This window comes from Methanoculleus receptaculi, assembly GCF_033472595.1.
GTDB lineage: Archaea > Halobacteriota > Methanomicrobia > Methanomicrobiales > Methanoculleaceae > Methanoculleus > Methanoculleus receptaculi.
On the sequence record NZ_CP137642.1, the window covers coordinates 1,016,783 to 1,038,451 of the forward strand.

Below are 21,669 nucleotides of genomic sequence, written 5' to 3' on the forward strand. Positions count from 1 at the left end.
TGCGGGTATTCTACTGGAGACCTATCATCGAGATCAGTTCATCAGCGTCAAGCCATGCCGTATTGTTCTCGCTCGAGTAGCGGAACCCCTCAGGCAGGGGTTTTCCCTCATGCCCATCGTTCTTCTGCCAGAACCGTAACTCCGGCTCTATGATAAAATAGTCCCCCATATCCTTCGAGTGCCGGGCCTCATCTTCGGTGAGGAGGACCTCATGGAGTTTCTCGCCCGGCCGGATACCGATGATCTCGACCTCACAATCGGGGGCGATGACTCTTGCAAGATCGGTTATTCTCATGCTGGGGATCTTGGGAACGAATATCTCTCCGCCTTTCATCGTCTCGATGCACCGGGCGACGAAACGCGCGCCCTGTTCCAGCGTCAGCCAGAACCTCGTCATGCGCTCGTCGGTTATTGTAACCCGGCCCTGTTTCCTCTGCTCCAGGAAGAGCGGGACGATACTCCCACGACTTCCAACCACATTACCGTAGCGGGTACAGGCAAACCGCGTCTTCCTCCCACCGGCATAAGCATTCCCCTGTACAAAGAGTTTCTCCGCGACCATCTTGGTCGCACCGTAGAGGTTGACCGGGTGCACCGCCTTGTCTGTGCTCAACGCCATGACCCTCTCAACGCCGTTATCGATGGACGCATTGATGACGTTGGCTGCACCGTCGATGTTCGTCTTTACGGCTTCTATAGGGTTGTATTCTGCTGTGGGAACCTGTTTCAGCGCGGCAGCGTGGACAACGATATCGACATCGTTCATTGCGCGGTAAAGACGGTCTTTATCCCTCACATCGCCGATTAAAAAACGGAGACGCTCATCCTGATTTTTTTGTTGCATCTCCCACTGGAGCAACTCACCCCGCGAATAGATGCGGACGCTGTCGGGGTTCCACTCCTCGAGCAGCAATGATGTAAACATTTTCCCAAACGAACCTGTGCCGCCCGTGACAAGAATGGTTTTTCCGTCAAAATATGACATAATGCACCTTCGGTAGATTGTATCCGCTCAAATGGATACAGTATAATCATAAGAGAACACGTAATAACCTTTTGATTTTGCCAGGTCAGATCCGGAGCAGACCCTTAAAAAACAGGATCTCTTCCTTCTTGAACCCCCGCAATATGAACAATCCTGCAGTGTAGACAAGCGCAGAGATGATCACCAGTAAAAGGATGCTCACCAGCCCACCAGATATCCGAGATCCTCCGATAACAACAACCCCCCCCATGATCGCTGCTGCGATAATGCACTTCAATATAAAAGCAGCGTTTAGATCGAATACAAGATACTTAAACGAATAATACGTCGATAAGAGAAACGCCAGAGAGTACGCAAGCAGGGTCGTAACCGCTGCTCCAATAATCCCGAATATGGGGACGAATATGATATTCAACCCCAGGTTAAGGATCGCCGCCACAATCCATATCGTCCCGCTGATGCCGGTCTTCTTTTCAAGCACCAGAATTTGCATTATAACTGCATAAGATCCAAATAACAATCCAGACAATGCAGTGAATGGCGTTATCAGGTAGCCCTGCTCTGCAATCTCCGGCGTTGAGAGGATCGTCAATAAGGGTCTGGAGAGCAGCGACAGCCCCACGACTGAGGGTATCGCCAGCGCAAGGAAATACTTCATGGAGTATGACAGGATGGTTTTGACGTCGTTGAGGTTGCCGTCATCATAATGTTTCGAGAGCACCGCCGGCAGCATGAACGAGAGCGGCGCGATGAACATATTGACAATATTTCCCAGGGTGTAGCCCGGCGAGTAGTAGCCGACGTATGCCGTCCCGAGAAACAGGGCAATCACATACCGGTCGCTTGAGTTCACCACCCAGCTGGAGAGGTTCCCCGGCACCGTGGGAAGACCAAAAGAGAGGTACTCCCGCAGGTGCCTGAACTTCGGGACGGCGACCCCGATCTCGGAGACGATGAGGATGCTCATGATGATGAGCAGGACCACATCGGTGACCAACAGCCCGATCGTGGCACCGAGGATACCGTAGCCGGCAAGGACGAGCGTACAGACCAGGGTCAACTGCAGGCAGGTCTTGAAGAAGGTGAGAGAGGAGTACCGTTTTATCTGCTGAAACGTCCTGAAATAGTTATACTGGATCTCGTTCATGCACTCCAGAAAAACTATCGCCGCAAGGACCTGAATTATGGCAACCCGGTTATCGAAGAGCGCGGCGGCTATGGGTTCTGCCAGGATGAAGAGGGCAAGCGAGGCGAGCCCGGCGGTCACGACGGTGATGCCCACGATCGAGTAGTAGCCCTCCTGGATCTCCTCCCGCGATCTTGCTCCCGCGAGGAACCTGACCATCGTGTAGGGGAGGCCAAGCATCACCACCGCGGGGACGAGGCCGATGGTCACGGTGACCTGGACATACGTCCCATATTCTTCGATGGGCAGGGTCTTGGTGAGGATCGGGAGGAGGATGAGGCCGCTCAGGCTGATGAGGAGGTTGGTTGCGCCGATGAGGCCTATGCGCCGGGCGAATTGGTGATATTCCTGCAACAATAATTAGTGGAGGTATGCCTATTTAACGATAGCCGGGGATGGGGTTCGTGGGGGTCGTCAAATTAAGGAGGTTATTTGTTTTGATTGTCACTAGGACTCATGTGACCAAAATATTTATTCTGCCGTCAAAGAAACATCATAACCTAATGTTGCATACCTAATATTCAGTTTAATCAGTAACATATAGAATAAACAAGTCTGGAGATGTTCTATGAAAGATGTTTTTCTTGCGTTCACACCTTATCATATACTGTTAGCATGTGCCCTAATATTTGATATGGAACAATCGAGCGAGATTGATCTAATAATATTTCGGGATTTTTTTGAAGCTGACAAGTTTGCAAATTCCATAGCGAAAACGGAAATTGCTGATAGAGCGGATATTTACATAAGAAAAGGGACTTATGAGAGTAGAACATACAATTCGTATATCCAAAGGTTTATTAGAAAAGATTCAGAACTAAACATACAGCAGGAAAATATACGCTTTATTAAAAACTACTTTAAAGAGAACCCTGATATACATATAGTTTATTCGTTTAATGATGCTCGCGGAGAATGTCAATTAGCTTACTATCTAAACAAGAAACGTGGTGGCACTAATATCTATGTAGAGGACGGATTTGCGGTGTATAGCACACAGACTTCACCTTCTCCATCGATTGCTGGAAGAGTGTACAATAGGGTGTATAATAGTCCCTGGCACCAGTTCATCAAGTATCATGGAGGTTATAAGTATACCTCTAAGATTATGTGCTTAAAGCCTTCCCTTATTAGGGATGAATTGAAGTGTAAACCTATACAAGAAATCTCCAGAAAAACCCTTTGCAATCTAAAAAAGAACTCTATTACAGATATACTACTCCATGATTACCGATTTTCCCGCCCTAAAAATATTGATACACTAATAATTCTACCACACTCGGAATTTTTGCAACAACATAGTTATTTTGAACCATATGTGGACCTCATAGAAAAAATTCTTGCAATTACCGAAGATCTAGGGATGGGTGTTTATGTTAAATATCATCCAAGAGAGAAAAACTACTTCCTTCAATCTATTGACAGATCAGTTGAACTAATCCCTCAAGGATTACCAGCAGAGGCCTTGTTTTTACACCTGGTGAATTACAACCCAAAATTATTACTAGGGGATATATCAACATCCTTGCTTACGGGAAAAATTATATGTGAGAGTACAAGTGTAGTATCACTTTTAAATTTATATGGAAAAGATTATTTTAACACCTCTGATTTCATGATTAAAGCGGGAATTTTTGTTCCGAGCAACATACATGAATTAAAGTTGCATATTATTGATATATTGAATGAAGGATTATAAATGGCAAACAATAATCTGAGTAAAACACCTGTAATCTGCTTAATTATTACATATTTCTGCATTACATTAGCTGCTTCTATTATTGAAAATAATCCAATTAAAGGGTATGAGATTTCGGTTTACACCAGCACACCCGAGGTCTGGTTACTTCTTGGGGCTGTAGCCGTAGGCGGGATCATATTTACTATATATAGCATTTCTTCGAGGAATCCAGAGAATAATTTATGGACCTTAAGTTTGTGTGCAATTTTGTTATCCAACCTTCTTATTGTGCTGATCCCATATCTCCGGGATTATGCATTTTCTGATGGGGGGGATCACCTATCCCACTTTGGTTGGGTTATAGTTAAGAACTAATTATTTTATACTTAATATCCTCATAAAGGAACATTTCGATCCATTTTCTCGCGTATCCGATATGAACGGCGCATTTTCTGAAGGATGATTCGATGATCTCCTTCAAGCAATCCAGATCTTTGACAAACGTTGCCGACACGATACGTTTGATGCTCTTCCAGATGTATTCGATGGGATTGAGATCCGGCGAGTATGGAGGGAGGTAGACCAGCTCGATCTGTTCTTTACGGGCAAATTCTCTGGTCTCGGTGGTGTGATGTGACCGAAAATTATCCAGGATGATCAGGAGATCCTTTCCCGGATTTTTCTCACGGATTTGGGCGAGGAATGCACAAACATCCTCCTTCCGGGAGTGCTCCCGAAAGTCCACCACTGAGGTTCCGTTTAGCGCATAAAAGCCGAAAGTGTTTGCCCGCATCTTGGTGGTGTTCTTTGTTATAGTAGGTCTTGTGAATGACCAGAGTCTCTGGCTGTTCGCCGTAGTCTGAGGAGAGGCCTCGTCCAGGAATCCAATCACAGTATCACCGGTCACTAGCGGGAGTTTTTTTAGGAGGTCCTCTGCATCCTGAGGTCGGCGATAATCCCGAGGAAAGGGTTTCGCGTATTGCATCCCGAATTTTTTTAAGATAATCCGGATCTGTTTTCAGGGTGTAATCGATACCGAACTCTTTCTGGATGAGGTTTCGCACCTCCTCCGTGGTCCAATGCTCCCGCTCCCGGAGAAGATCCTGGAGATGTTCAGTCTGTTCCGGACTGATCTTGGAGGGTCTCCCCCCGGCAAACCGAGGAATAAGTCCCTCATATCCCTGTTCATTCCATCGTTGTTGCCATAAATACCCTACCATCCGAGTAACGCCCACTCGCTCGCTTGCTATCTTGACGCTGTCTCCCTGATATCGGAATTTGATAAAGTACAGCCGCTTGAGCACCCTCGTATCCCTCTCCAGAGACTTGATCCTCTGATTCAAATCTTCGATTGAGAGATGCCTCTGAATGAAGATTTGTTCGGGTTTTGCCATGAGAAACAATTAGTAAATTAATGTATAATAAGTTTTGTTCTTAACTATAGTCTCTTAAGGCAACTGTCCAGATGCCCGGTATGATAGGCTTCCTTGAGTTGTTCGATCAAGACCGACGCATTGATGAACAACACAGAGACACCCTGCTCGATAGCAGCAACTCCAAGACCAATAGCAAGGTGAGTCTTTCCAACACCAGGGGGTCCAAGAAAGACCACGTTCTCACCGTTCTCGACAAACCTCAGAGTTGCAAGGTCACGGATCACAGTCTGGTCAATTGAAGGTTGAAACCCGAAATCAAACTCTTCAATACGTTTTTTAACGGGAAAACCTGCAGATCTCATGCGGGTCTGGATCGTTGCAGAGTTCTTGCTGGCCCATTCCTGCTCAACCAGATATCCTATCGTCTCGAGAGGGCTCAGGCTCTCCCTCATCACCCGTTCGAGCGTTGGTTCGAGAAGTGCATCCATCGTCATCAGTTTCAGTCTCTCCAGATGCTGGTGAACCTGTTCGAGAAGGAGCATGGTCATAACCTCTTCTCCCAGAGAGTGTCATACAACTCAAGGTTCCGTTCTTCAACAGGATACTCCTGGTAATGGGGTTGTTGTGCGGCCAGTTTCTTCTTCGGGCTCAAACATGGCTCATCGAGGATCTGGTTGAGGAGACCTTCGAAATGTTCATTCTGCCGGGAACGCTGATTTTTGCCTTCAAGTAAAGGATGCGTGCAGATCACGGTATCGTCAGCATATACCTGGAGAGTGCCATCCCTGACAACAATATCGACATATCTACCGGCATACCGCCAGGGAACGGAATAGAGATTACCATACAACGAGAAGTAACAGTCCCTGGAAACTTTGCGTTCGTAGGTCTTCTGAAAGATGTAAGGGGGATAGGATGAGATAGGGCGGAGGTTTTCCCGGGGAAGCCGGTCAAACGGGATCTCGTGGGTTGTCCCGTGTACCTTGTTGTTGACATCGTCCAGCCATTCACGAGCACAATTGTTCAGGTCAGTGAGGGAGGTAAATTCCCGGCCATACAGGAAGTTGTCTTTGACATAGCCGATCGAACGTTCAACCTTGCCCTTGGTCTTGGGTCGGTAGATCCGGCAGAGCCTGGCAGTGAATCCAAAGTGGTCTCTTAAGTCGACAAACGCAGGATGAAACTCTGAGGCCGTAGATGGGTATTTCCGTTTCAGAACGACACTTTTGATATTGTCGTAGAGTATAACCTCGGTGACGCCGTCAAAATATTCGAAGGCATGCAGGTGGCAGGTGAGGAACGTCTGGATGTCCTGGGCCGGGGTGAACTCGATATACTGCACCCTGGAGTAGCCAAGAACCATCGAGAAACAGTTGACTTTCTGCTCCAAACCTTGAGAAGAGGAGTAATGGCACGCTGACCAATCGCACTGTGACATCTCACCAGGTTTGGTTTCATACCGGAGTTCAGGAAGAACTGAAACCCTGGGCCGGATCTGGCGGAGATAGTCACCGAGGATGGTCGATTTGCCGGTGTAGCCCAGTGCCTGGATCTCCTCGATAAGACGAACACGGCTCAATCGTGGGTATTTCTCCAGTCTTTCCTGGATATACGGTTTGTAGGGGTCGAGTTTGCTGGGTTTATTTCGGGTGTGCGGGGTTTCCGGAGGGTGATCGCTCCTGAGGTAACGTCTCACGGTCTTGCGATCAAGACCGGTCTCACGGGAGAGTTCGCTGATATTGACCCGTCCGGTGTTCTGTTCCTGTTCACGCGCGAGATCTTTGAGCATAAACCAATCCTCCGTGTCGAACATCTGGCCTCAACAAGTTACTAACTTGAACCGGCCTGGGGAACCTTATTCCGACGTTGACAAAAGGTATATCGGAGAATACCGGCCAGCGTTGGTCTGATGAGATGCATGATCTCCTTCTTGAGATCTACGCCGCTGTTGATGGGGCCCCGGAATCAGCGGGTTCTCTCACACCGGTTGAGATCGAGGAGTTTCAAAGACGATTTGATCTGATCCTCGAGAACGGGAAGGCAGAGAACCCCTCCTCTCCTCTGCCGGTTCAAGGAGGGAGACGCAGTCGGAAGAGACGAACTCCTGCTGAGAACCTCATTGACCGGTGTCAGAGATATCGTGTAGAGATCCTCCGGTTCATGACCGATTTCAGGGTGCCCTTTACGAACAACCTTGCAGAGCGCGACATCAGGATGGTGAAGGTTCAGCAGAAGATCTCAGGGACGTTTAGAAGTGTGGAGGGAGCATCTAACTTCTGCAGGGTTCGGGGGTATATCTCAACGGTGATGAAGAATGGAGGCTCGGTAATCACAGCCATCCGGAGAGCATTCGAGGGAGAACCCTTCATACCAACTGCGGCTTACAGGTATACCTGACCTGTTACGATTATCTTTCCGATTCAGAGAGCGGCATGAAGACCTGCATCACCGGTTTCCTCAACCAGGCGATGCTCCAGGAGGCTCTCCAGCATCTCGCCGATGACCTGAATGCCCAGGGGATACCGGAAAGCAGGCAACACCTTCGAGAGGCTCCGCCGGGGGATCATGAGTTGCATGGCATTCTCAAAACAGCACGGGAAACGGATCCGAACCACGAAGATGATGAAGCGGGTCAATAGGGAATTGAAACGGAGAACCGGGGTTGTAGGCGTGTTCCCGAACTAGGAATCCCTTCTCCGCCAGGTCGGATCCATCCTGATGGAGATCAACGAGGAGTGGGTTACCGGCAGAAGGTATTTGACCATAGAGAAGGAATGATCAGGCAAGGAGATAGGGCTCAGACAAATTACAGAAGATCTGAGACGTTACCATACCTGACGTGGGAGAGCGTTGTGAAACAGGTGGAAGAGATGTATGCAGGTTGCGTTCGTCACGTTTGAGTACCCGCCGTTCATTATCGGCGGTGCTGGTGTCTATGCAGCGCATATTACAGAAGAACTTGCGAACCTGGGGCATCTGGTTGTGATCATCACTCGTTCCCTGACAAAGAGAGAAAGGATCGAAAGGGACAAAAATTTGGACACCTCCCACAATTGGTATTTCTATTCGAGTTCTTTAGTTTCAGTTCAGTTCACCTCTATTGTTAAACGATTGAAAGAGGGATTTTTCGTTGTTGACTAATTAAAGGGTGTTATTATACTAGTTTCCAATATTATAGGTTTAAACCTTGTAAAATGTGACTTATGTCAGTTTAATAGCCTTTATTTTCCCAATTTTGATACACGTAGGAGATTACAATGTTAAGCGACCATAATGAATCATGCATCTCAGTAATTGTGACCGTGAGGAATGAAGAAACCACGATTAGACGTTGCATTGACTCTCTAGTTGACCAGTCATTAAGTAAAAACTTATACGAAATAATTGTGGTTGACGGTAGATCTACGGATAACACATATAAAATCGTAAATGATATGGTATCTAATTCTCCTGTTTGTATATCGTTAATCGAACAGGAAGGCACGGGCATTTCGTGCGCAAGAAACACAGGGATAAAACATTCAAAAGGAAGTATAATAGTATTCATTGATGGTGATGCATTTGCGGATCGTGGATGTTTAGAAAGTTATACTAAATGTTTCAATGATCCCAAAATTGGATACGCATGGGGTCCTGTTATCATTGGGAATCCTCAAAATCTAGTGGCAAAACTATTATATGGAACATATTATTCTCTTTTGGGTGCGCATGGAGCAAATATTGCGTATACACGTGTGGCGCTAGAAAAAGCAGATTTTTTTGATGAGGTATTTACAGGTAGGGGGGATGAAAATGTCTTAAATCTCAAAATAGCCCATTTAGGATATCTTTCAAAAAAATGTAGTGCTGCAGTAGTATATCATGAACTTCCAACGTCTGTCTTGTCTTTTTTAAGAATCAGATATGCTGATGGTGTTAGCGCTAGGAAGATATATAATAAGTACTTAATGGATGATGAAAAAAAATCTTTTGACACGAGATTTTCTATCAAAGTCATGGTGACATTTGTTTCGGTTCTATTTCTGGCATATTCGTTTTGTGTGGATATCATTTTGTTTGGTTCGATCTTCTTTTTGACTTCAACTGCACTAGTCCTGATCTATCGACATTTAGGAGCGAGTATCGATGACTTAAATCCAATTTACCTGTTATTAAGCGTTTATCTTGTTACTTTAGGACATGTAGCTTATTTATTGGGAGAATTCAGTTTCTTAATAAAGAGGGGAATAAACTAACGAGAATCGCGGCTGAGCGCTGGTTCAGGTGCATCTCGCCGGATCATGAGAAGAATCTGGGAATCTGGTTGAAACTGCTGGAGTTTGATGTAGGGGTGTAGTATCTGCGTTATTGGGGGATCTCTTACCGGGGGTGGAGAGCGGAAGCTCTTGAGATGGTTGGACGCCAGAGTGGTTTTGGGGAGGATAATGAGGCTGCGGGGTTCTGGGTGTTACCCCGGTGTCACTGGCGGCGTAACTTTGTGCACTTTCGGCGGTCTAAAAGTGTACACCTGCTAACCCTCAAGGACGTACTTGAGGGGCGTAGCTATGTGTCACTGTGGAGGAATTTCTCATGATCCGCGACTTGCATCATCAGGGGCTGAACATCAGCCAGATCTCCCGGGAGACGGGATATCATCGAAATACAGTGCGAAAATACCTTGCTGCCCAAACCATGCCAATACCGGCTTCCCGCAGGACACGACCGAGCAAACTCGATCCATACAAGGCGTACATTCAGCAGCGCATCCGCGACTACCCCCTGAGCGCCGCCCGGATCTACCGCGAGATCCAGGAGATGGGATTTAGCGGGAAGTACACCGTCGTCAAGGACTACATCCGGGAGATCCGGCCACCCACGCGTGTACCGGCGGTCCTCCGGTATGAGACCGAACCCGGTGTCCAGGCGCAGGTGGACTGGGGTGAGTGCGGACATCTGGATGTCGATGGACGGCGGAGGAAACTGTACTGCTTCAGCATGATCCTCGGCTATTCGCGAATGCGATATGCGGTCTTCACCCTCTCCACAGATACCTCCACCCTCATCCAGTGCCACCTCAATGCCTTCGAGTACTTCGGCGGGTATACCGAGGAGATCCTGTATGACAACATCAAAACGGTGATCCTCAAACGGGCGCTCCGCGCCAGCGACCACCAATGGAACCCGAAGTTCGAGGACTTCTTCTCGCATCATGGGTTCATTCCCAGGCTCTGCAAACCCTACTGTCCCCAGACCAAAGGGAAGATTGAAAATACCATTGGCTACGTTAAACGCGACTTCCTCCTCGGAGGAACCTTCTCATCCCTCGACGACATGAACCGGCAGCTCCTGCAGTGGTGCAACCGGGTCAACGCCGAACCCCACGGCACCACCCACGAGATCCCGGTTGAACGGCTGCAACAGGAGAACCTCAAGCCCCTGATCGGGATCCCGCCCTACCGGCTGCGCCAGGAAGAGCACCGGAAGATCTCGCGTGAAGCGTACATCTCCTATCTCGGCAACCGGTATTCGGTGCCCTACCGCTACGCCGGGAGAGAGGCGATTCTGGAGATCCAGCGCGATCAGATGACCGTCAGGGTCGGCACCGAGACCGTCTGCTCGCATACCATCGTTCCCGGGCATGCCCGGAACATCCGTGAGAAGGAACACTTCTCCGGCCTTCTTGCCGAGGTCATGCGCTGTAACGCTCAATCGGAAACGGACTCACGGCCGCTCTTCCGGATGGTCGGTCCTGAGGTTGAACACCGACCGCTCTCGGTCTATGAGGGGTTCTCCGGGGAGGTGCAGTTATGAGTGCCCTGATCTACGAACGGGTGCATGATAATCTGAATCGTCTGAAGTTGACGACGATCGAGGCGCTCCTGGATAACTACCTCGAAATCGCCGCAAAGGAGGATTGGTCAACCCTGGAACTCCTCGACTGTCTCCTGGATCAGGAGGTGAAGAGTAAAGAGGAGCGTGCTCTTGAGTTCCGGATGCGGCTGGCCGCGTTTCCCATGGAAAAGAGACTCGAGGATTTCGATGTCAGTTTTCAACCATCACTCGATCCCGCGGTGATCCGGGATCTGGCATCTCTGCGGTTCATCCACAATGCCGAGAACGTTGTCTTCCTGGGGCCTCCGGGAGTGGGGAAGACCCATCTGGCTCTGGCTCTCGGTCACGAGGCGGTGAAACAGGGATTCCGGGTCTCCTATGTGAATGCATCCAGTCTCATTGAGCGGTTGATGAAAGCGAACCGGGAGAACAAACTTGAAGAGCGGATTAAGGCGCTCACGAAGTTTCATCTCCTGATCATCGATGAGATGGGATATTTGCCCTTCAACAGCGAAGGCGCCCACTGTTTCTTCAGTCTGATCTCAAGGCGGTATGAGAAGTCATCGACGATCTTCACCTCGAACAAGTCCTACGGGGAGTGGGGGGAGATCTTCGGTGACCATGTGATCGCTGCAGCGGTGCTGGATAGGATCCTCCATCATTGTACGACAATTAACATCAAAGGCGACAGTTACCGCCTGAAAGAACGGCGGAAACAGGGGCTCTTCTCCAATACGCTTCCGGGATGAAAAAAGATAGGTTTATGGACTCAAGTGTACACTTTTATTCCGCCCAAATCTGTACACTTTTACACCGCCGTTGACAGCATACTGCTTCTTCCAGTTGGTTTCGCGCCGATATGAGGGTAGATCGACCATCTTTACCTCGAATAAGACGTTCGCTGACTGGGGAGAGATCTTCCAGGATCAGGTCATCGCGGCAGCTCTCCTCGATCGGATCCTCCACCATTGTACGGTGGTGAACATCCGGGGAGCAAGTTATCGGATGAAAGACCGAAAGAACCATAAATTATGGACGAATCAAGAAAAATCAACTGAAACGAGGTGTCCAAATGATTGACAAATGTCTGACGATAGATTTAAGTGCGGTGGGGAGTGATATTCCGACGCAACTGGGGATTGGTAGACCGACGTTGACAACAATTTGCTCTCAAGGTTCGAGGTATCGTCTCTATGAGAGGGTGGGAGATGAGGTAGAGGATTCTAATTATGCTGAGTGAGGGGGATAAGGGAGGGTGTGGTCGCTGAAAGTTGCCCTCAAACCAGTGAGGCATTGGTTTGATGGCCTCTACCCACCCAAAGACTTTATTAGAAAATTATGATATACCTTAGCGACTATAAAAGATAATGGCACTTAGCCTTTGGATTTACCTCTGCTATATTAAAATTATTATTAATAAACAAATGCAACTGGAAAAAGTAGAATAGTGCAGATTTGAGTATCACTATGAGTTAGATCTTGAGGTTTGCGGAAGATCAAAGACGAGATAAGACCCAAGGATAACCCCATTTAAATGATAATATATGAACGCGCACAGAAGATTCTCAACCAGTCTCGGAGGGGATGAGATATTACGGAAGAGATTCCTTCTCTGCCTATCAATTATCTCATGGGTGCTTATCGCAGTTAGTGTGTTATACTTTAGGTTTTTTCCGACCTTGATTAATCCCGTATTCAGCGATATTTTCATTGCATCGTTAATGTTTATATTATTGCTTTCATTGGTCATCAGTTCTTTTATGGTGCAACGTTCTGAAGAATTGATCCTTATTATGCCCCAATATCTTGTGATTTGTTTTTTTGCGAGATGCATCCGCTATCTACGAGTATCATACCCAGTGCTGTGGGACCCTTACGCTTTCTTGGTCACGTTTTTAAACATACACGACTTCGGAACACTAGAACCGATTTACGGTTATTGGTACCCCGGAACAGAGGGCCTAATTAACTGGCCATTAATGGGAATCATCACCGAATATCTATCGCGAATTGGTGGAATTGACTACATGTGGCTTTTTAATTACCAGCAACCAATTTTAGGAGTAATTTTCTTTTTAGGAGTTTATTTATTGGCATATACAGTCTCCAGAAATTATGGGGTCTCTCTCTTATCCGGACTGATTACATCCCTTAGTTCACACGTTATATTTTATCAATCTGAATATCACTATCAGGGATATGCTTTTATAATTCTTGTATTTTTACTCATAGCGCTACTAAAAACATGCGGATCAAAAGGTAAATCGGCATACAGGGTACTGGCCGTAATATTTACAGTGGCTTGCGCCTTTTCCCATTATTTTTCTTCACTTTTAATTTCACTTATCTTAGGATCATCCTTCTGTGTCATGCTTTTATTGTCTACACTTAGCAAAGCATATCCAAACAGCCAATTAAGCAAATTCAAAATTGATCCGCCGGATAAACTTTTTTTTGTCTTCTTGTTCGTGTTGGTTATAGGTTATCATTTTTTTGTGTTCCCAAAACACATCGAAGATTATATAAATTTGATGTTGCTTGCAGATCCATATAGCGCTCCAGTGATATCATTTTCGAGCGGTTCAAATGTTGTCCCATTCCCAACAAATATAATCCATAATATCCGCTTTATTATACTACTACTTGGATCTATGTCAATTTTTTATACCTTTAAGACCAAAAAGAATGAAGAAATCCTACTTTCAACGATATGTGTTCTCTTGATTGCACTGGGTTTCTTTGGAAATGTAATCATCTTTCTAGAAGTTGGCCGTATTGTTGCATTTTATGAGGTGCTAATAGGAGTTTTTGCGGCCTTGACCCTATTCAGATTACGGGACATCTGGCTCAAGCCGCTGAATAAACAGGCGGCAATAACTGCATTAACATGTATAATTACAGCAGGGATTGTAACGTTGACGTTCTTTGGAGGACATTATATCCCAGCATACTACTTTAAAAGTTTGGGCCAAAATGATTACTACTGGTGCGAAAACAACTTACCTGACATGCAAAAATACGAGAACGGAGGGCTGTGGGTACATACGCACGTTCCTGAAAACGCCCTCATTTTGACAGATGGTACACCCTATTTCATCACTTCGGCAATTTTTTTCTGGGGAGAGGTGCCTTTAGATAGAATTAAGGGGCTTGACCTATATCAATCCAGTCTGGATAGGTATGTCTACATCGCCTCCAATATAAAGGGGGATCCTGGACCAGATAAACAACAGTTAATAGAACAAACAAGTAGGGTATATTTTAATGGTGAAGTTGAAATAACTTCAGTTTAAGAGCGCAAATATGAAGGTCTTAAACAGCGTCATTTTGATCATCAGCTGCCATATACCATAATTTTGGGGTTTGTGGGGTTTTATCAAGATTATCGAGTATATTTATTAGTGTCTCTCCAAATTCGTTAAGATGCTCTTCAGTAACTAAAAAACCATTTTTTACAACCTCTTTATGAGGTCCAATATCAAACGCAACAACCGGCTTACCATATGCTTGAGCCTCAACTAAAGGCAGGTTAAAACCTTCCACTAAAGAGCATGTTGCATAGACATCGCATGCAGCATAGTAGTCTGGTAAATCATCATCAGGTACAAATCCGGCAAAAATAACGCCTGGATCACAATCTCGCATTAAATATTCTGCGTATCGCTTGTCGTAACTCCCGCCGACGATAATAAGTTTTGCCCTGGGGATCCTTGCTTTTACAATTTTAAAGGCTGATATCAATGAATGTATGTTCTTTGTGGGAGTTAGCCGGCCAACAAAGAGTATAACAGGATCATCTGCTGCAATGTTGTATTTTGTTCGGATTGTTGTCCCGTTTAAGTTACCCTCGTTAAATCGGTCGGAATCAATTTCATCATAAATAACCAGGCTATCAATACCCTTTTCACTCCTGAGGACGTTCTTGGAGTGCTCGCTTATAGAAACAACGAAATCAAATTTTTTTATTTTCCTCCAATTAAATGGAGAGACCACTAGATTGTAGACCCTTTCTTCCAAAGTCATAAAACGAGATTCAGCAATGTGGTGGTGCCAGAAAATCAACTTAGCACCATAATACTTTTTTGCCAAATACGCTGCAGATACCAAAGTTTCTTGATGAAGTATGATTAAGCTGGCTTCCTTTAGATCAGAACTGATTTTCAAAGATTTCCAGCGATTAAGTGGAAATAACGCTCGGTACGGTTTAACCAAACGCGGGACATGTGTCTGGACCCAAGAGTCAATAATCTCAACCCTATAGCCCCTCGGAGAAATGTCCGATTCAAAAGTATATACAACTACGGAGTAGCCCATTTTTGACAATTTTTTGGCCTGCACCTCAGCTACTCTGCTGGCCCCTTCTGATTTTAAGAAGACAGATATTAGGACTGCAATTGTGTACTGAGATGGCTCTCCAGGAAGAATCGATGTAATTAATTCAGAAAATTGATAATCCCCCTGAATAAAACCTTCAAACTTAGATTCGGGAAGAGACATCACGTGCTCACCTTAATAATAATGAACCATAATAATGAACTGGAATCGAACCTCATGAAAAATCTAATTTTCCTCTCTAAATTTCTCCTGGATTACCAGAGGTTGGATTTGCAGTGCTCTTTCGAGAGGCTTCTCGATAAACCTCCATTGTTTTCTTCGCAACACTATCCCAAGATAATTCTTCTGCCTTGGCCTTCACGTTCTCCTCCATCGTCGCTCTCACATCCAAATTGCAACTTCGCTGATCACATTTACCTCACATTATCTGAGAAAGGTATTGCTGCCAATTTATCTCGGAGTAATTTGTCACAAATTCCGTTCGACAGTTTTTGGATAAAACTTCATTATTATCACATATATATTCAATTCCACCAACCCATGATTCCACCGGAGCGTGAAGATCAACTAGGTAACCGGTCTTTAAATGATGAATCGATTCCCTCAATCCATCAATATCTGAAGATAGGACCGGAGTACCACACATATATGATGTCAGCACTACAGAACTCTGTCTTGCTGTTTTGTAGGGGGTAATTGTCATCAGGCTTTGATGCAATAACTTCGCCATTTCCGGATCAGATATCTGGTCTTTATGATATAGTGTTAAATTAGGGATATCACAAAAATGGTCTTCAAGTGGATATCGAGAGATCAAGAGGTACTGTAATGGGAGAGCGTGATTATTTGAGTACTCCACAATTTTTAAAAATATTTCTGGACCCTTTGCGGGTATTGGAGGGCCGATAAATGTTATATATCGCCGACTTTCGGGCGGAACATTATCTTTACCGAGATCTTCATACATCAGGGGAACTTTTATCAATTTTCCAGAGTAGTTTGGGTACCGCCTTTTAAAGAGATTGGCTGCGATGTTAGAAGATACCACAGCGACATCTGTTAAATTTAATAATTTCCCCTGGAGGTACTCGAATATATTTAAGAAATACTTATAAATACCCCCGTAAACAGATTTATTCTCCACAAATGGTTCGTGAATATGCTGAATAAATGTTATATCGTGCGCTTTCGCGAACTTAGCGATACGATAATTTAATGGATGGATGTTATGCATGTATATCGCGTCAGGCCTCTCGTGATTGATAAATTCATCAATCGCCTGTAAAAGCCGATAGTCGATCCCCTCAATTAGAGATGTAAATACGCTTTCACTATTACCGAAAAAGACAGATTTTTCCTTAATATCCTCATCTAACATCCAGAGATACTTGCGGCTGAATAAATATTTCACAGAATGACCAGACATCTCAGCTTGTTTGCCGAACGCGCAGCAATGAGATTTAAAAATGGGGCTATACTGCAAACTCCCAACCAGTATTTTCACTAGATACTCCTCCTTGACCAAGAAGCGTCGAAGGCGTAGTAGGCACGTTGGTGGTCGATCTCTTGCATAACGATGGAACCAGCCCTGCCAGAGAAGAACGTTAAGAGAAGGTTATTCTTCTCATCGAAACCTATTATCAGATCTTGAAATTTCGTTGACTTTGAGATGACCTCTCCCTCTGTCGCCCGAGGTGTGGGCTCTCTCGTAGGAGCAATTCCACTTACAACCCCCTCACCTTTAAAATTACCACCCATGGTGCCCGACCCCCGGCGCATCCTCGCTCCTCGAGGGAATCGGCCTCCTCGCGAGGCCCTCACCCCCGGCAAGGGTGCAGAAGATCTCTTCATACAGGGCGACGTTCTTCTCCAGGTACCGCCTGCCGTTGTTGCTCGCCGTCGCATCAGGGTTGGAGCGTCCTCTTGTATCGCCGCGGCGACAGAACCATTTTTAATTAAGGCAGCCCCTGCATTGTGTCCATCATGGATACCGAGAATAATAACGTCTTTCTTCATTGTTTTACTCCATCGGGTTCGCATGCTCTTTGCTTACGATTTCTATAGATCGAAACATCGTCTGCGGTATTAATACTCGGCTTTGCTGGTAAATTTTTGATATTGCCAAGTTCTCTGGTGACCAACTCAGCACGATTATGGTATGTGTGCTCCCTTAATATTCGCTCCCGGGCATTCTCCCCAAACGTTTGACGCTCTTCATCGGAGGCAAGGAGCCACTGGTATGTCTCAATAGCCTCATCCTCACTTTCCACAACAATGATGTCCTTCCCAACCTCAAACCACTCCTCAATCCCGTTATACGGCTGCGAGACAATGCACGCCCCGTACGCCGCCAGTTCAAACGGCCGTGCTGTCGCCGACGCATAGACGTTCGTGTGCGACCACCTGGTGATGTTCAGGCAGATCTTGCTCCGGCAACAGAACTTTCGGAAGGCACTGTATGATAGGTCACCTATTAGTTTGGCGTTGCCAAGAGAGATCCCGAAACCCCCGCCCCCAACAGTGAAGTTTACATCGGGCAGCTCCATTGAAGGATCGGCGATCATCTTCGTCATCCATTCTTCCCGGAATTCACTGCCATAACCGAAGAATGAGATGTCGATGTCCTTCTCAACGTTGACAGGATTGAAGAGATCGGGATCGGCTGCATAGTAAAGCGGGTGGACATTCTTAGCACCCATCTCCTCGAGGTCTGGAATGACGCCCTTAGAGTTTGTGAAGAATGCATCGAACTCCGAGAGATCAGCGTCGACGTAATAGTTGAACTTAAACCCTCTGCTGGTTGCGTACCTCGGAAGGATCGTGGGCATGTCGCCGTCGTAGTATGCGACAGGGATGCTGAACTCCTCCCTGACCCTGGTTGGAATGCCCTTGATGTGGTTGATCGGGACGCCCATGATGAAGACCGCGTCGATATCCTTCTCGCCGGAGAGGATCTCGATGATATGCTTCTCCCATCTCCTCCGTACATGCTGCTCTGCAAGCAGGTTCAGGATGGGGTTGGGTCTTTCGTTGTAACTGGAGAGGTTTCCACACCGCTTCTTGTGGTCGAGGAAACGGTTGTAGAGTTTGCTCTCAGTGCTGCAGGGGTTAGGATACGTCCTCCACCAGGGGGAGTCGACCGGGTCACCAAGGTAGGGTACGGCGACGACTTCGTTCCCGATTTCGTGGAGAGCTTTCATGAGTTGCCACCAGGATGGGGTGCACCCGAGTTTGTACTTCAGGTCAAGTGTCGAGCAGATGACAAGGATTTTCACGTGCGCCCCTCCCTGCCTGCCCTTTTGTACCACTCAACCGTTTCTTTCAATCCGTCCTCAAACTTTGTTCTCGCCCGGAACCCGAACTCCCGCTCCGCGCGCGATACATCCAGGCACCGCCGGGGCTGGCCATCGGGCTTGGTCGTGTCCCAGACGATCTCCCCGGTAAACCCGGTGATGTCGGCGATGAGTGTCGCGAGATCACGGATGGTGATCTCAAAACCCGCCCCGAGGTTCACCGGGTCGGGTTTGTCGTAGCGCTCGGCAGCAAGCGCGATCCCCTCCGCAGCATCATCGACGTAGAGAAACTCCCGGGATGCCGCCCCGGTGCCCCAGACCTCAACGCTCTTTGCACCGCTCTCCACCGCCTCAACAAACTTCTTGATGAGAGCCGGGATGACATGCGAACTTGCGGGATCAAAGTTATCCCCCGGACCGTAGAGGTTCACCGGGAGAAGGTAGATCGCGTTAAACCCATACTGCTGCCGGTAGGCCTGGGCCTGGACAAGGAGCATCTTTTTTGCAAGGCCGTAAGGCGCGTTGGTCTCCTCAGGATACCCCTCCCAGAGATTCTCTTCCCGGAACGGAACCGGCGTGAACTTCGGGTAGGCACAGATCGTCCCGATAGCAACGAACTTCCCCACACCCGCCTGCCGTGCAGCCTCCATCAACTGGATCCCCATAACCGCGTTGTCATAGAAGAGGGAGCCCGGGTTGGCCATGTTGCAGCCGATGCCGCCGACCTTTGCCGCAAGGTGGATGACAACGTCTATACCATCGACCGCGGCAACACAGTTCTCCCATCGCCGCAGGTCAAGGTCACGGCTCCGGGGTATCCTCATACTCTCCCGCGGGAGTCCATGCTCTTCAAGCGTCCTCACCAGAGAGGAGCCCAGGAACCCGGCCCCTCCTGTGATAAGGACGTTCTTTCCATCCCAGAACAATCATACCATCTCCCGGAGTATATCAATACACTCTTTTGTGCCGTCTCTCTTGAAGAGATCATCGATCCTATCAAAATTCTCCCGAAGGCCGGTCAGGCTGTCGAGGTCGCCCACCCACGAACCGTCAAGAACGGCTGCCGCCGGAATCTCTCTCCCGATCCCCATCCTTTCAATCCCGCTGATGAGGTGGTCGTCCTCGGCAAACCCCTCCCTGCGGAAGAGGGCCATGGGGACGCCGGCCCGGATCGCTTCCGAGATGCTGCTGTAGCCGGGCTTGGAGACCACAAGATCGCAGGCAGCGATCCAATCCTGGGTCTCGGTCTCATCCGGCGGGATACTTATCGTACCCGGGATCTCTGTCCACGAGGGGACGAGGCAGGTGCACCCCCTGATGGCCGCAGGCTCTGGCGGTCTAAGGTAGACGAGCGGCCGAGCCCGGGGAAGCCCCCGGAGATCCTCGCGGCCCCGGGTCACCCGCCGTGCCACAAGCCCCACCTCCCGCCGGTTGGAAAAGACCTCCATCGGCTCGTGGAGCGGGAGGATGAGAGCACCATCGGCCGCCCGGTAGGCCTCGGCAATCCGGTCGGTCTCTTCGGTCTTCCCGAAGAGATGAGTGTAGATCAGGTGCCAGGTGAAGTTTGAGATGCCAAACGAGGGTATCCCGAGTTCTTCTGCGGCGAGAAACGGTTGCGGGGCGATGTCGGAGAGGACAAGGTCGATCTGATGGTCATGGAGGAAAGATCTCTCGGTGGCGATGTAGTCATCCCAGGACGCAACCCAGCGCTCGACCGCTGCACGTGTTTTCTCCCCCTCGACGGCAGCCCCCTCCATCACCACACCGGGGTCATTTTGACCCCATCTGACCTCGACCCCTGGGAGCGACCGGGCCATGAACTCTGCAGGCGAACCTGTCCTGATGGTGACCTCGGCAGAGAGGGCTTCCTGCAGTTCCCGGGTGAGAGCGATCGCCCTGGCCGCGTGGCCGTAACCAAAGTCGCTGACGTAGAAACAGATCCGCGGATGTCTCAATCTATCGTCCACCACCGTTCCGGGTAAAGCCGGGCAAGGATCTCGTCCCCATCGCCGATGGGTTCAAGCCCTGCATCCCTCAGGTCCGCGTCAACCATGATCCTGGTCAGGTCAGAAAACGTCACCCGTGGTTTCCAGCCAAGTTTCTCTCTGGCCTTTCTGGCATCCGCGATGAGGTTTTCAACCTCGGTCGGCCGGAAGTAGCGTGGGTCGATCCTTACATGGTCTTCCCAGTCCAGGCCTGCGTATGAGAAGGCGGTCTCGAGGAATTCCCGGACCGAATGGCTCTCCCCCGTCCCGATGACGAAGTCTTCAGGCTCCTCCTGCTGAAGGATCCTCCACATGCACTCGACATACTCGGGTGCAAACCCCCAGTCTCGCCGGGCGTCCAGGTTCCCCATGTAGAGGTGCTTCTCCTTGCCGGCAAGGATCCTGGTGATCCCCCTTGTGATCTTACGCGTCACAAACGTCTCCCCCCGCCGTGGAGACTCGTGGTTGAAGAGGATGCCGTTGGCAGCAAAGATCCCGTATCCGTCACGGTAGTTTCGCGTCATCCAGTATGCGTAGACTTTTGCGCAGGCATAGGGGCTTCTCGGATAGAACGGGGTTGTCTCGTTCTGCGGAGGTGGTGTCGCCCCGAACATCTCGCTGCTTGAGGCCTGGTAAAACTTCGTCCCGTTCTCGCTTCTGCGGATCAGCTCAAGGAGACGTGTTGTTCCGAGGCCGGTAACATTGCCGGTGTATTCCGGGGTATCGAAACTGACCCGCACATGGCTCTGGGCACCGAGGTGATAGACCTCGTCGGGTTTGATGTTGTATATTATGTGCGAGATCTGTTCATCGTCAGAGAGATCACCGTAGTGGAGGAACAGCCGGGCGTCTGGATCGTGAGGGTCGGTATAGATATGGTCGATCCTGGAGGTATTGAAGGTGGATGCCCGCCTTATGACACCGTGCACCTCATAACCCTTGTGGAGGAGAAACTCGGCGAGATAGGAGCCGTCCTGACCGGTGATACCTGTAATAAGCGCTTTTTTCATCATTATT

The 21,669-nt window shown here is 48.2% G+C and carries 21 protein-coding genes and 2 pseudogenes; 10 read left to right on the forward strand and 13 right to left on the reverse strand.

Annotated features, from left to right (window positions below; all coding sequences use genetic code 11):
* Positions 1 to 10: 10 nt before the first annotated feature.
* Together pseB and R6Y96_RS05365 are read right to left on the reverse strand one after the other, a co-directional pair.
* On the reverse strand, positions 11 to 985 hold the full coding sequence (gene pseB, locus R6Y96_RS05360; RefSeq protein ID WP_318620159.1) for a UDP-N-acetylglucosamine 4,6-dehydratase (inverting): 975 nt from the start codon (positions 983 to 985) through the stop codon (positions 11 to 13).
* A gap of 85 nt (positions 986 to 1,070) precedes the next feature.
* Positions 1,071 to 2,525 carry an oligosaccharide flippase family protein gene (locus R6Y96_RS05365; RefSeq protein WP_318620161.1) on the reverse strand — a complete coding sequence of 485 codons (1,455 nt, stop codon included), beginning with the start codon at positions 2,523 to 2,525 and terminating at the stop codon, positions 1,071 to 1,073.
* 214 nt (positions 2,526 to 2,739) lie between these two features.
* On the opposite strand from R6Y96_RS05365, the gene R6Y96_RS05370 reads away from it, so the two are divergent.
* The gene (locus R6Y96_RS05370; protein WP_318620162.1) at positions 2,740 to 3,870 is read left to right on the forward strand and encodes a polysialyltransferase family glycosyltransferase; all 1,131 of its coding nucleotides are present in this window, start codon (positions 2,740 to 2,742) and stop codon (positions 3,868 to 3,870) included.
* Positions 3,871 to 4,227 (forward strand): hypothetical protein, encoded by a 357-nt coding sequence (locus R6Y96_RS05375; protein ID WP_318620163.1) that lies wholly within the window; start codon positions 3,871 to 3,873, stop codon positions 4,225 to 4,227.
* Here R6Y96_RS05375 and R6Y96_RS05380 read toward each other — a convergent pair.
* The 3 genes from R6Y96_RS05380 to istA (R6Y96_RS05390) form a co-directional block, all read right to left on the reverse strand.
* A protein-coding gene (locus R6Y96_RS05380; RefSeq protein ID WP_318620165.1) for an IS630 family transposase occupies positions 4,217 to 5,246 on the reverse strand; the annotation gives its coding sequence in 2 pieces (ribosomal slippage) (positions 4,217 to 4,870 and positions 4,872 to 5,246; 1,029 coding nt in all). The genes R6Y96_RS05375 and R6Y96_RS05380 overlap by 11 nt on opposite strands.
* A 44-nt stretch (positions 5,247 to 5,290) precedes the next feature.
* Positions 5,291 to 5,776, reverse strand: a complete 486-nt coding sequence (locus R6Y96_RS05385; protein WP_318620166.1) for an ATP-binding protein — start codon at positions 5,774 to 5,776, stop codon at positions 5,291 to 5,293.
* On the reverse strand, positions 5,773 to 7,017 hold the full coding sequence (istA, locus tag R6Y96_RS05390; protein WP_318620167.1) for an IS21 family transposase: 1,245 nt from the start codon (positions 7,015 to 7,017) through the stop codon (positions 5,773 to 5,775). Before istA (R6Y96_RS05390) ends, R6Y96_RS05385 begins: the two co-directional genes overlap by 4 nt.
* Positions 7,018 to 7,094: 77 nt before the next feature.
* Here istA (R6Y96_RS05390) and R6Y96_RS05395 point away from each other — a divergent pair, with 77 nt between their 5' ends.
* The 8 genes and pseudogenes from R6Y96_RS05395 to R6Y96_RS05430 all read left to right on the forward strand — a co-directional run bounded on the left by R6Y96_RS05395 (position 7,095) and on the right by R6Y96_RS05430 (position 14,332).
* Positions 7,095 to 7,625, forward strand: a complete 531-nt coding sequence (locus R6Y96_RS05395; protein WP_318620168.1) for an IS66 family transposase — start codon at positions 7,095 to 7,097, stop codon at positions 7,623 to 7,625.
* Between the two features lie 86 nt (positions 7,626 to 7,711).
* Positions 7,712 to 8,006, forward strand: a pseudogene (locus R6Y96_RS10455) (transposase); the annotation flags it as partial.
* Between the two features lie 96 nt (positions 8,007 to 8,102).
* A complete protein-coding gene (locus R6Y96_RS05405; RefSeq protein WP_318620171.1) occupies positions 8,103 to 8,369 on the forward strand; it encodes a glycogen/starch synthase in 267 nt (88 codons plus the stop codon).
* A gap of 116 nt (positions 8,370 to 8,485) precedes the next feature.
* A complete protein-coding gene (locus R6Y96_RS05410) occupies positions 8,486 to 9,463 on the forward strand; it encodes a glycosyltransferase (RefSeq protein ID WP_318620172.1) in 978 nt (325 codons plus the stop codon).
* A gap of 334 nt (positions 9,464 to 9,797) precedes the next feature.
* A complete protein-coding gene (gene istA, locus R6Y96_RS05415; RefSeq protein ID WP_318620173.1) occupies positions 9,798 to 11,018 on the forward strand; it encodes an IS21 family transposase in 1,221 nt (406 codons plus the stop codon).
* On the forward strand, positions 11,015 to 11,788 hold the full coding sequence (gene istB, locus R6Y96_RS05420; protein WP_318620174.1) for an IS21-like element helper ATPase IstB: 774 nt from the start codon (positions 11,015 to 11,017) through the stop codon (positions 11,786 to 11,788). The genes istA (R6Y96_RS05415) and istB overlap by 4 nt, the downstream gene beginning before the upstream one ends.
* 76 nt (positions 11,789 to 11,864) lie before the next feature.
* Positions 11,865 to 12,119, forward strand: a pseudogene (locus tag R6Y96_RS05425) (ATP-binding protein); the annotation flags it as partial.
* 779 nt (positions 12,120 to 12,898) lie between these two features.
* Positions 12,899 to 14,332 carry a hypothetical protein gene (locus tag R6Y96_RS05430; RefSeq protein WP_318620175.1) on the forward strand — a complete coding sequence of 478 codons (1,434 nt, stop codon included), beginning with the start codon at positions 12,899 to 12,901 and terminating at the stop codon, positions 14,330 to 14,332.
* Between the two features lie 19 nt (positions 14,333 to 14,351).
* On the opposite strand, the gene R6Y96_RS05435 is transcribed toward R6Y96_RS05430, so the two are convergent.
* The 8 genes from R6Y96_RS05435 to gmd all read right to left on the reverse strand — a co-directional run bounded on the left by R6Y96_RS05435 (position 14,352) and on the right by gmd (position 21,665).
* Positions 14,352 to 15,536, reverse strand: a complete 1,185-nt coding sequence (locus tag R6Y96_RS05435) for a glycosyltransferase family 4 protein (RefSeq protein ID WP_318620176.1) — start codon at positions 15,534 to 15,536, stop codon at positions 14,352 to 14,354.
* 76 nt (positions 15,537 to 15,612) lie between these two features.
* Positions 15,613 to 15,747, reverse strand: coding sequence for a hypothetical protein (locus R6Y96_RS05440; protein ID WP_318620177.1), 135 nt, complete (start codon positions 15,745 to 15,747; stop codon positions 15,613 to 15,615).
* A 45-nt stretch (positions 15,748 to 15,792) separates the two neighbouring features.
* Positions 15,793 to 16,752: a glycosyltransferase family 4 protein gene (locus R6Y96_RS05445; RefSeq protein WP_318620178.1), complete on the reverse strand. Its 960-nt coding sequence runs from the start codon at positions 16,750 to 16,752 to the stop codon at positions 15,793 to 15,795.
* A gap of 125 nt (positions 16,753 to 16,877) precedes the next feature.
* Positions 16,878 to 17,390 carry a hypothetical protein gene (locus R6Y96_RS05450; protein WP_318620180.1) on the reverse strand — a complete coding sequence of 171 codons (513 nt, stop codon included), beginning with the start codon at positions 17,388 to 17,390 and terminating at the stop codon, positions 16,878 to 16,880.
* Positions 17,387 to 18,649, reverse strand: coding sequence for a CgeB family protein (locus R6Y96_RS05455; protein ID WP_318620181.1), 1,263 nt, complete (start codon positions 18,647 to 18,649; stop codon positions 17,387 to 17,389). The genes R6Y96_RS05450 and R6Y96_RS05455 overlap by 4 nt, the downstream gene beginning before the upstream one ends.
* The gene (locus R6Y96_RS05460; RefSeq protein WP_318620182.1) at positions 18,646 to 19,593 is read right to left on the reverse strand and encodes a GDP-L-fucose synthase family protein; all 948 of its coding nucleotides are present in this window, start codon (positions 19,591 to 19,593) and stop codon (positions 18,646 to 18,648) included. Before R6Y96_RS05460 ends, R6Y96_RS05455 begins: the two co-directional genes overlap by 4 nt.
* A complete protein-coding gene (locus R6Y96_RS05465) occupies positions 19,594 to 20,622 on the reverse strand; it encodes a hypothetical protein (RefSeq protein WP_318620183.1) in 1,029 nt (342 codons plus the stop codon).
* Complete coding sequence (gene gmd / locus R6Y96_RS05470) at positions 20,619 to 21,665, reverse strand: GDP-mannose 4,6-dehydratase (protein WP_318620185.1); 1,047 nt, start codon at positions 21,663 to 21,665, stop codon at positions 20,619 to 20,621. Before gmd ends, R6Y96_RS05465 begins: the two co-directional genes overlap by 4 nt.
* Positions 21,666 to 21,669: the final 4 nt, after the last annotated feature.

Excerpts from the sequence above, each read along its gene's own strand:
- R6Y96_RS05435 (WP_318620176.1), bottom strand. The coding sequence starts at position 15,536 with ATGTCTCTTCCCGAATCTAAGTTTGAAGGTTTTATTCAGGGGGATTAT.
- R6Y96_RS05370 (WP_318620162.1), top strand. The coding sequence starts at position 2,740 with ATGAAAGATGTTTTTCTTGCGTTCACACCTTATCATATACTGTTAGCA.
- R6Y96_RS05410 (WP_318620172.1), top strand. The coding sequence starts at position 8,486 with ATGTTAAGCGACCATAATGAATCATGCATCTCAGTAATTGTGACCGTG.
- R6Y96_RS05440 (WP_318620177.1), bottom strand. The coding sequence starts at position 15,747 with ATGGAGGAGAACGTGAAGGCCAAGGCAGAAGAATTATCTTGGGATAGT.
- R6Y96_RS05405 (WP_318620171.1), top strand. The coding sequence starts at position 8,103 with ATGCAGGTTGCGTTCGTCACGTTTGAGTACCCGCCGTTCATTATCGGC.
- istB (WP_318620174.1), top strand. The coding sequence starts at position 11,015 with ATGAGTGCCCTGATCTACGAACGGGTGCATGATAATCTGAATCGTCTG.
- gmd (WP_318620185.1), bottom strand. The coding sequence starts at position 21,665 with ATGATGAAAAAAGCGCTTATTACAGGTATCACCGGTCAGGACGGCTCC.
- R6Y96_RS05445 (WP_318620178.1), bottom strand. The coding sequence starts at position 16,752 with ATGTTAGATGAGGATATTAAGGAAAAATCTGTCTTTTTCGGTAATAGT.
- istA (WP_318620167.1), bottom strand. The coding sequence starts at position 7,017 with ATGCTCAAAGATCTCGCGCGTGAACAGGAACAGAACACCGGACGGGTC.
- R6Y96_RS05450 (WP_318620180.1), bottom strand. The coding sequence starts at position 17,390 with ATGAAGAAAGACGTTATTATTCTCGGTATCCATGATGGACACAATGCA.
- R6Y96_RS05385 (WP_318620166.1), bottom strand. The coding sequence starts at position 5,776 with ATGACCATGCTCCTTCTCGAACAGGTTCACCAGCATCTGGAGAGACTG.
- istA (WP_318620173.1), top strand. The coding sequence starts at position 9,798 with ATGATCCGCGACTTGCATCATCAGGGGCTGAACATCAGCCAGATCTCC.
- R6Y96_RS05375 (WP_318620163.1), top strand. The coding sequence starts at position 3,871 with ATGGCAAACAATAATCTGAGTAAAACACCTGTAATCTGCTTAATTATT.
- pseB (WP_318620159.1), bottom strand. The coding sequence starts at position 985 with ATGTCATATTTTGACGGAAAAACCATTCTTGTCACGGGCGGCACAGGT.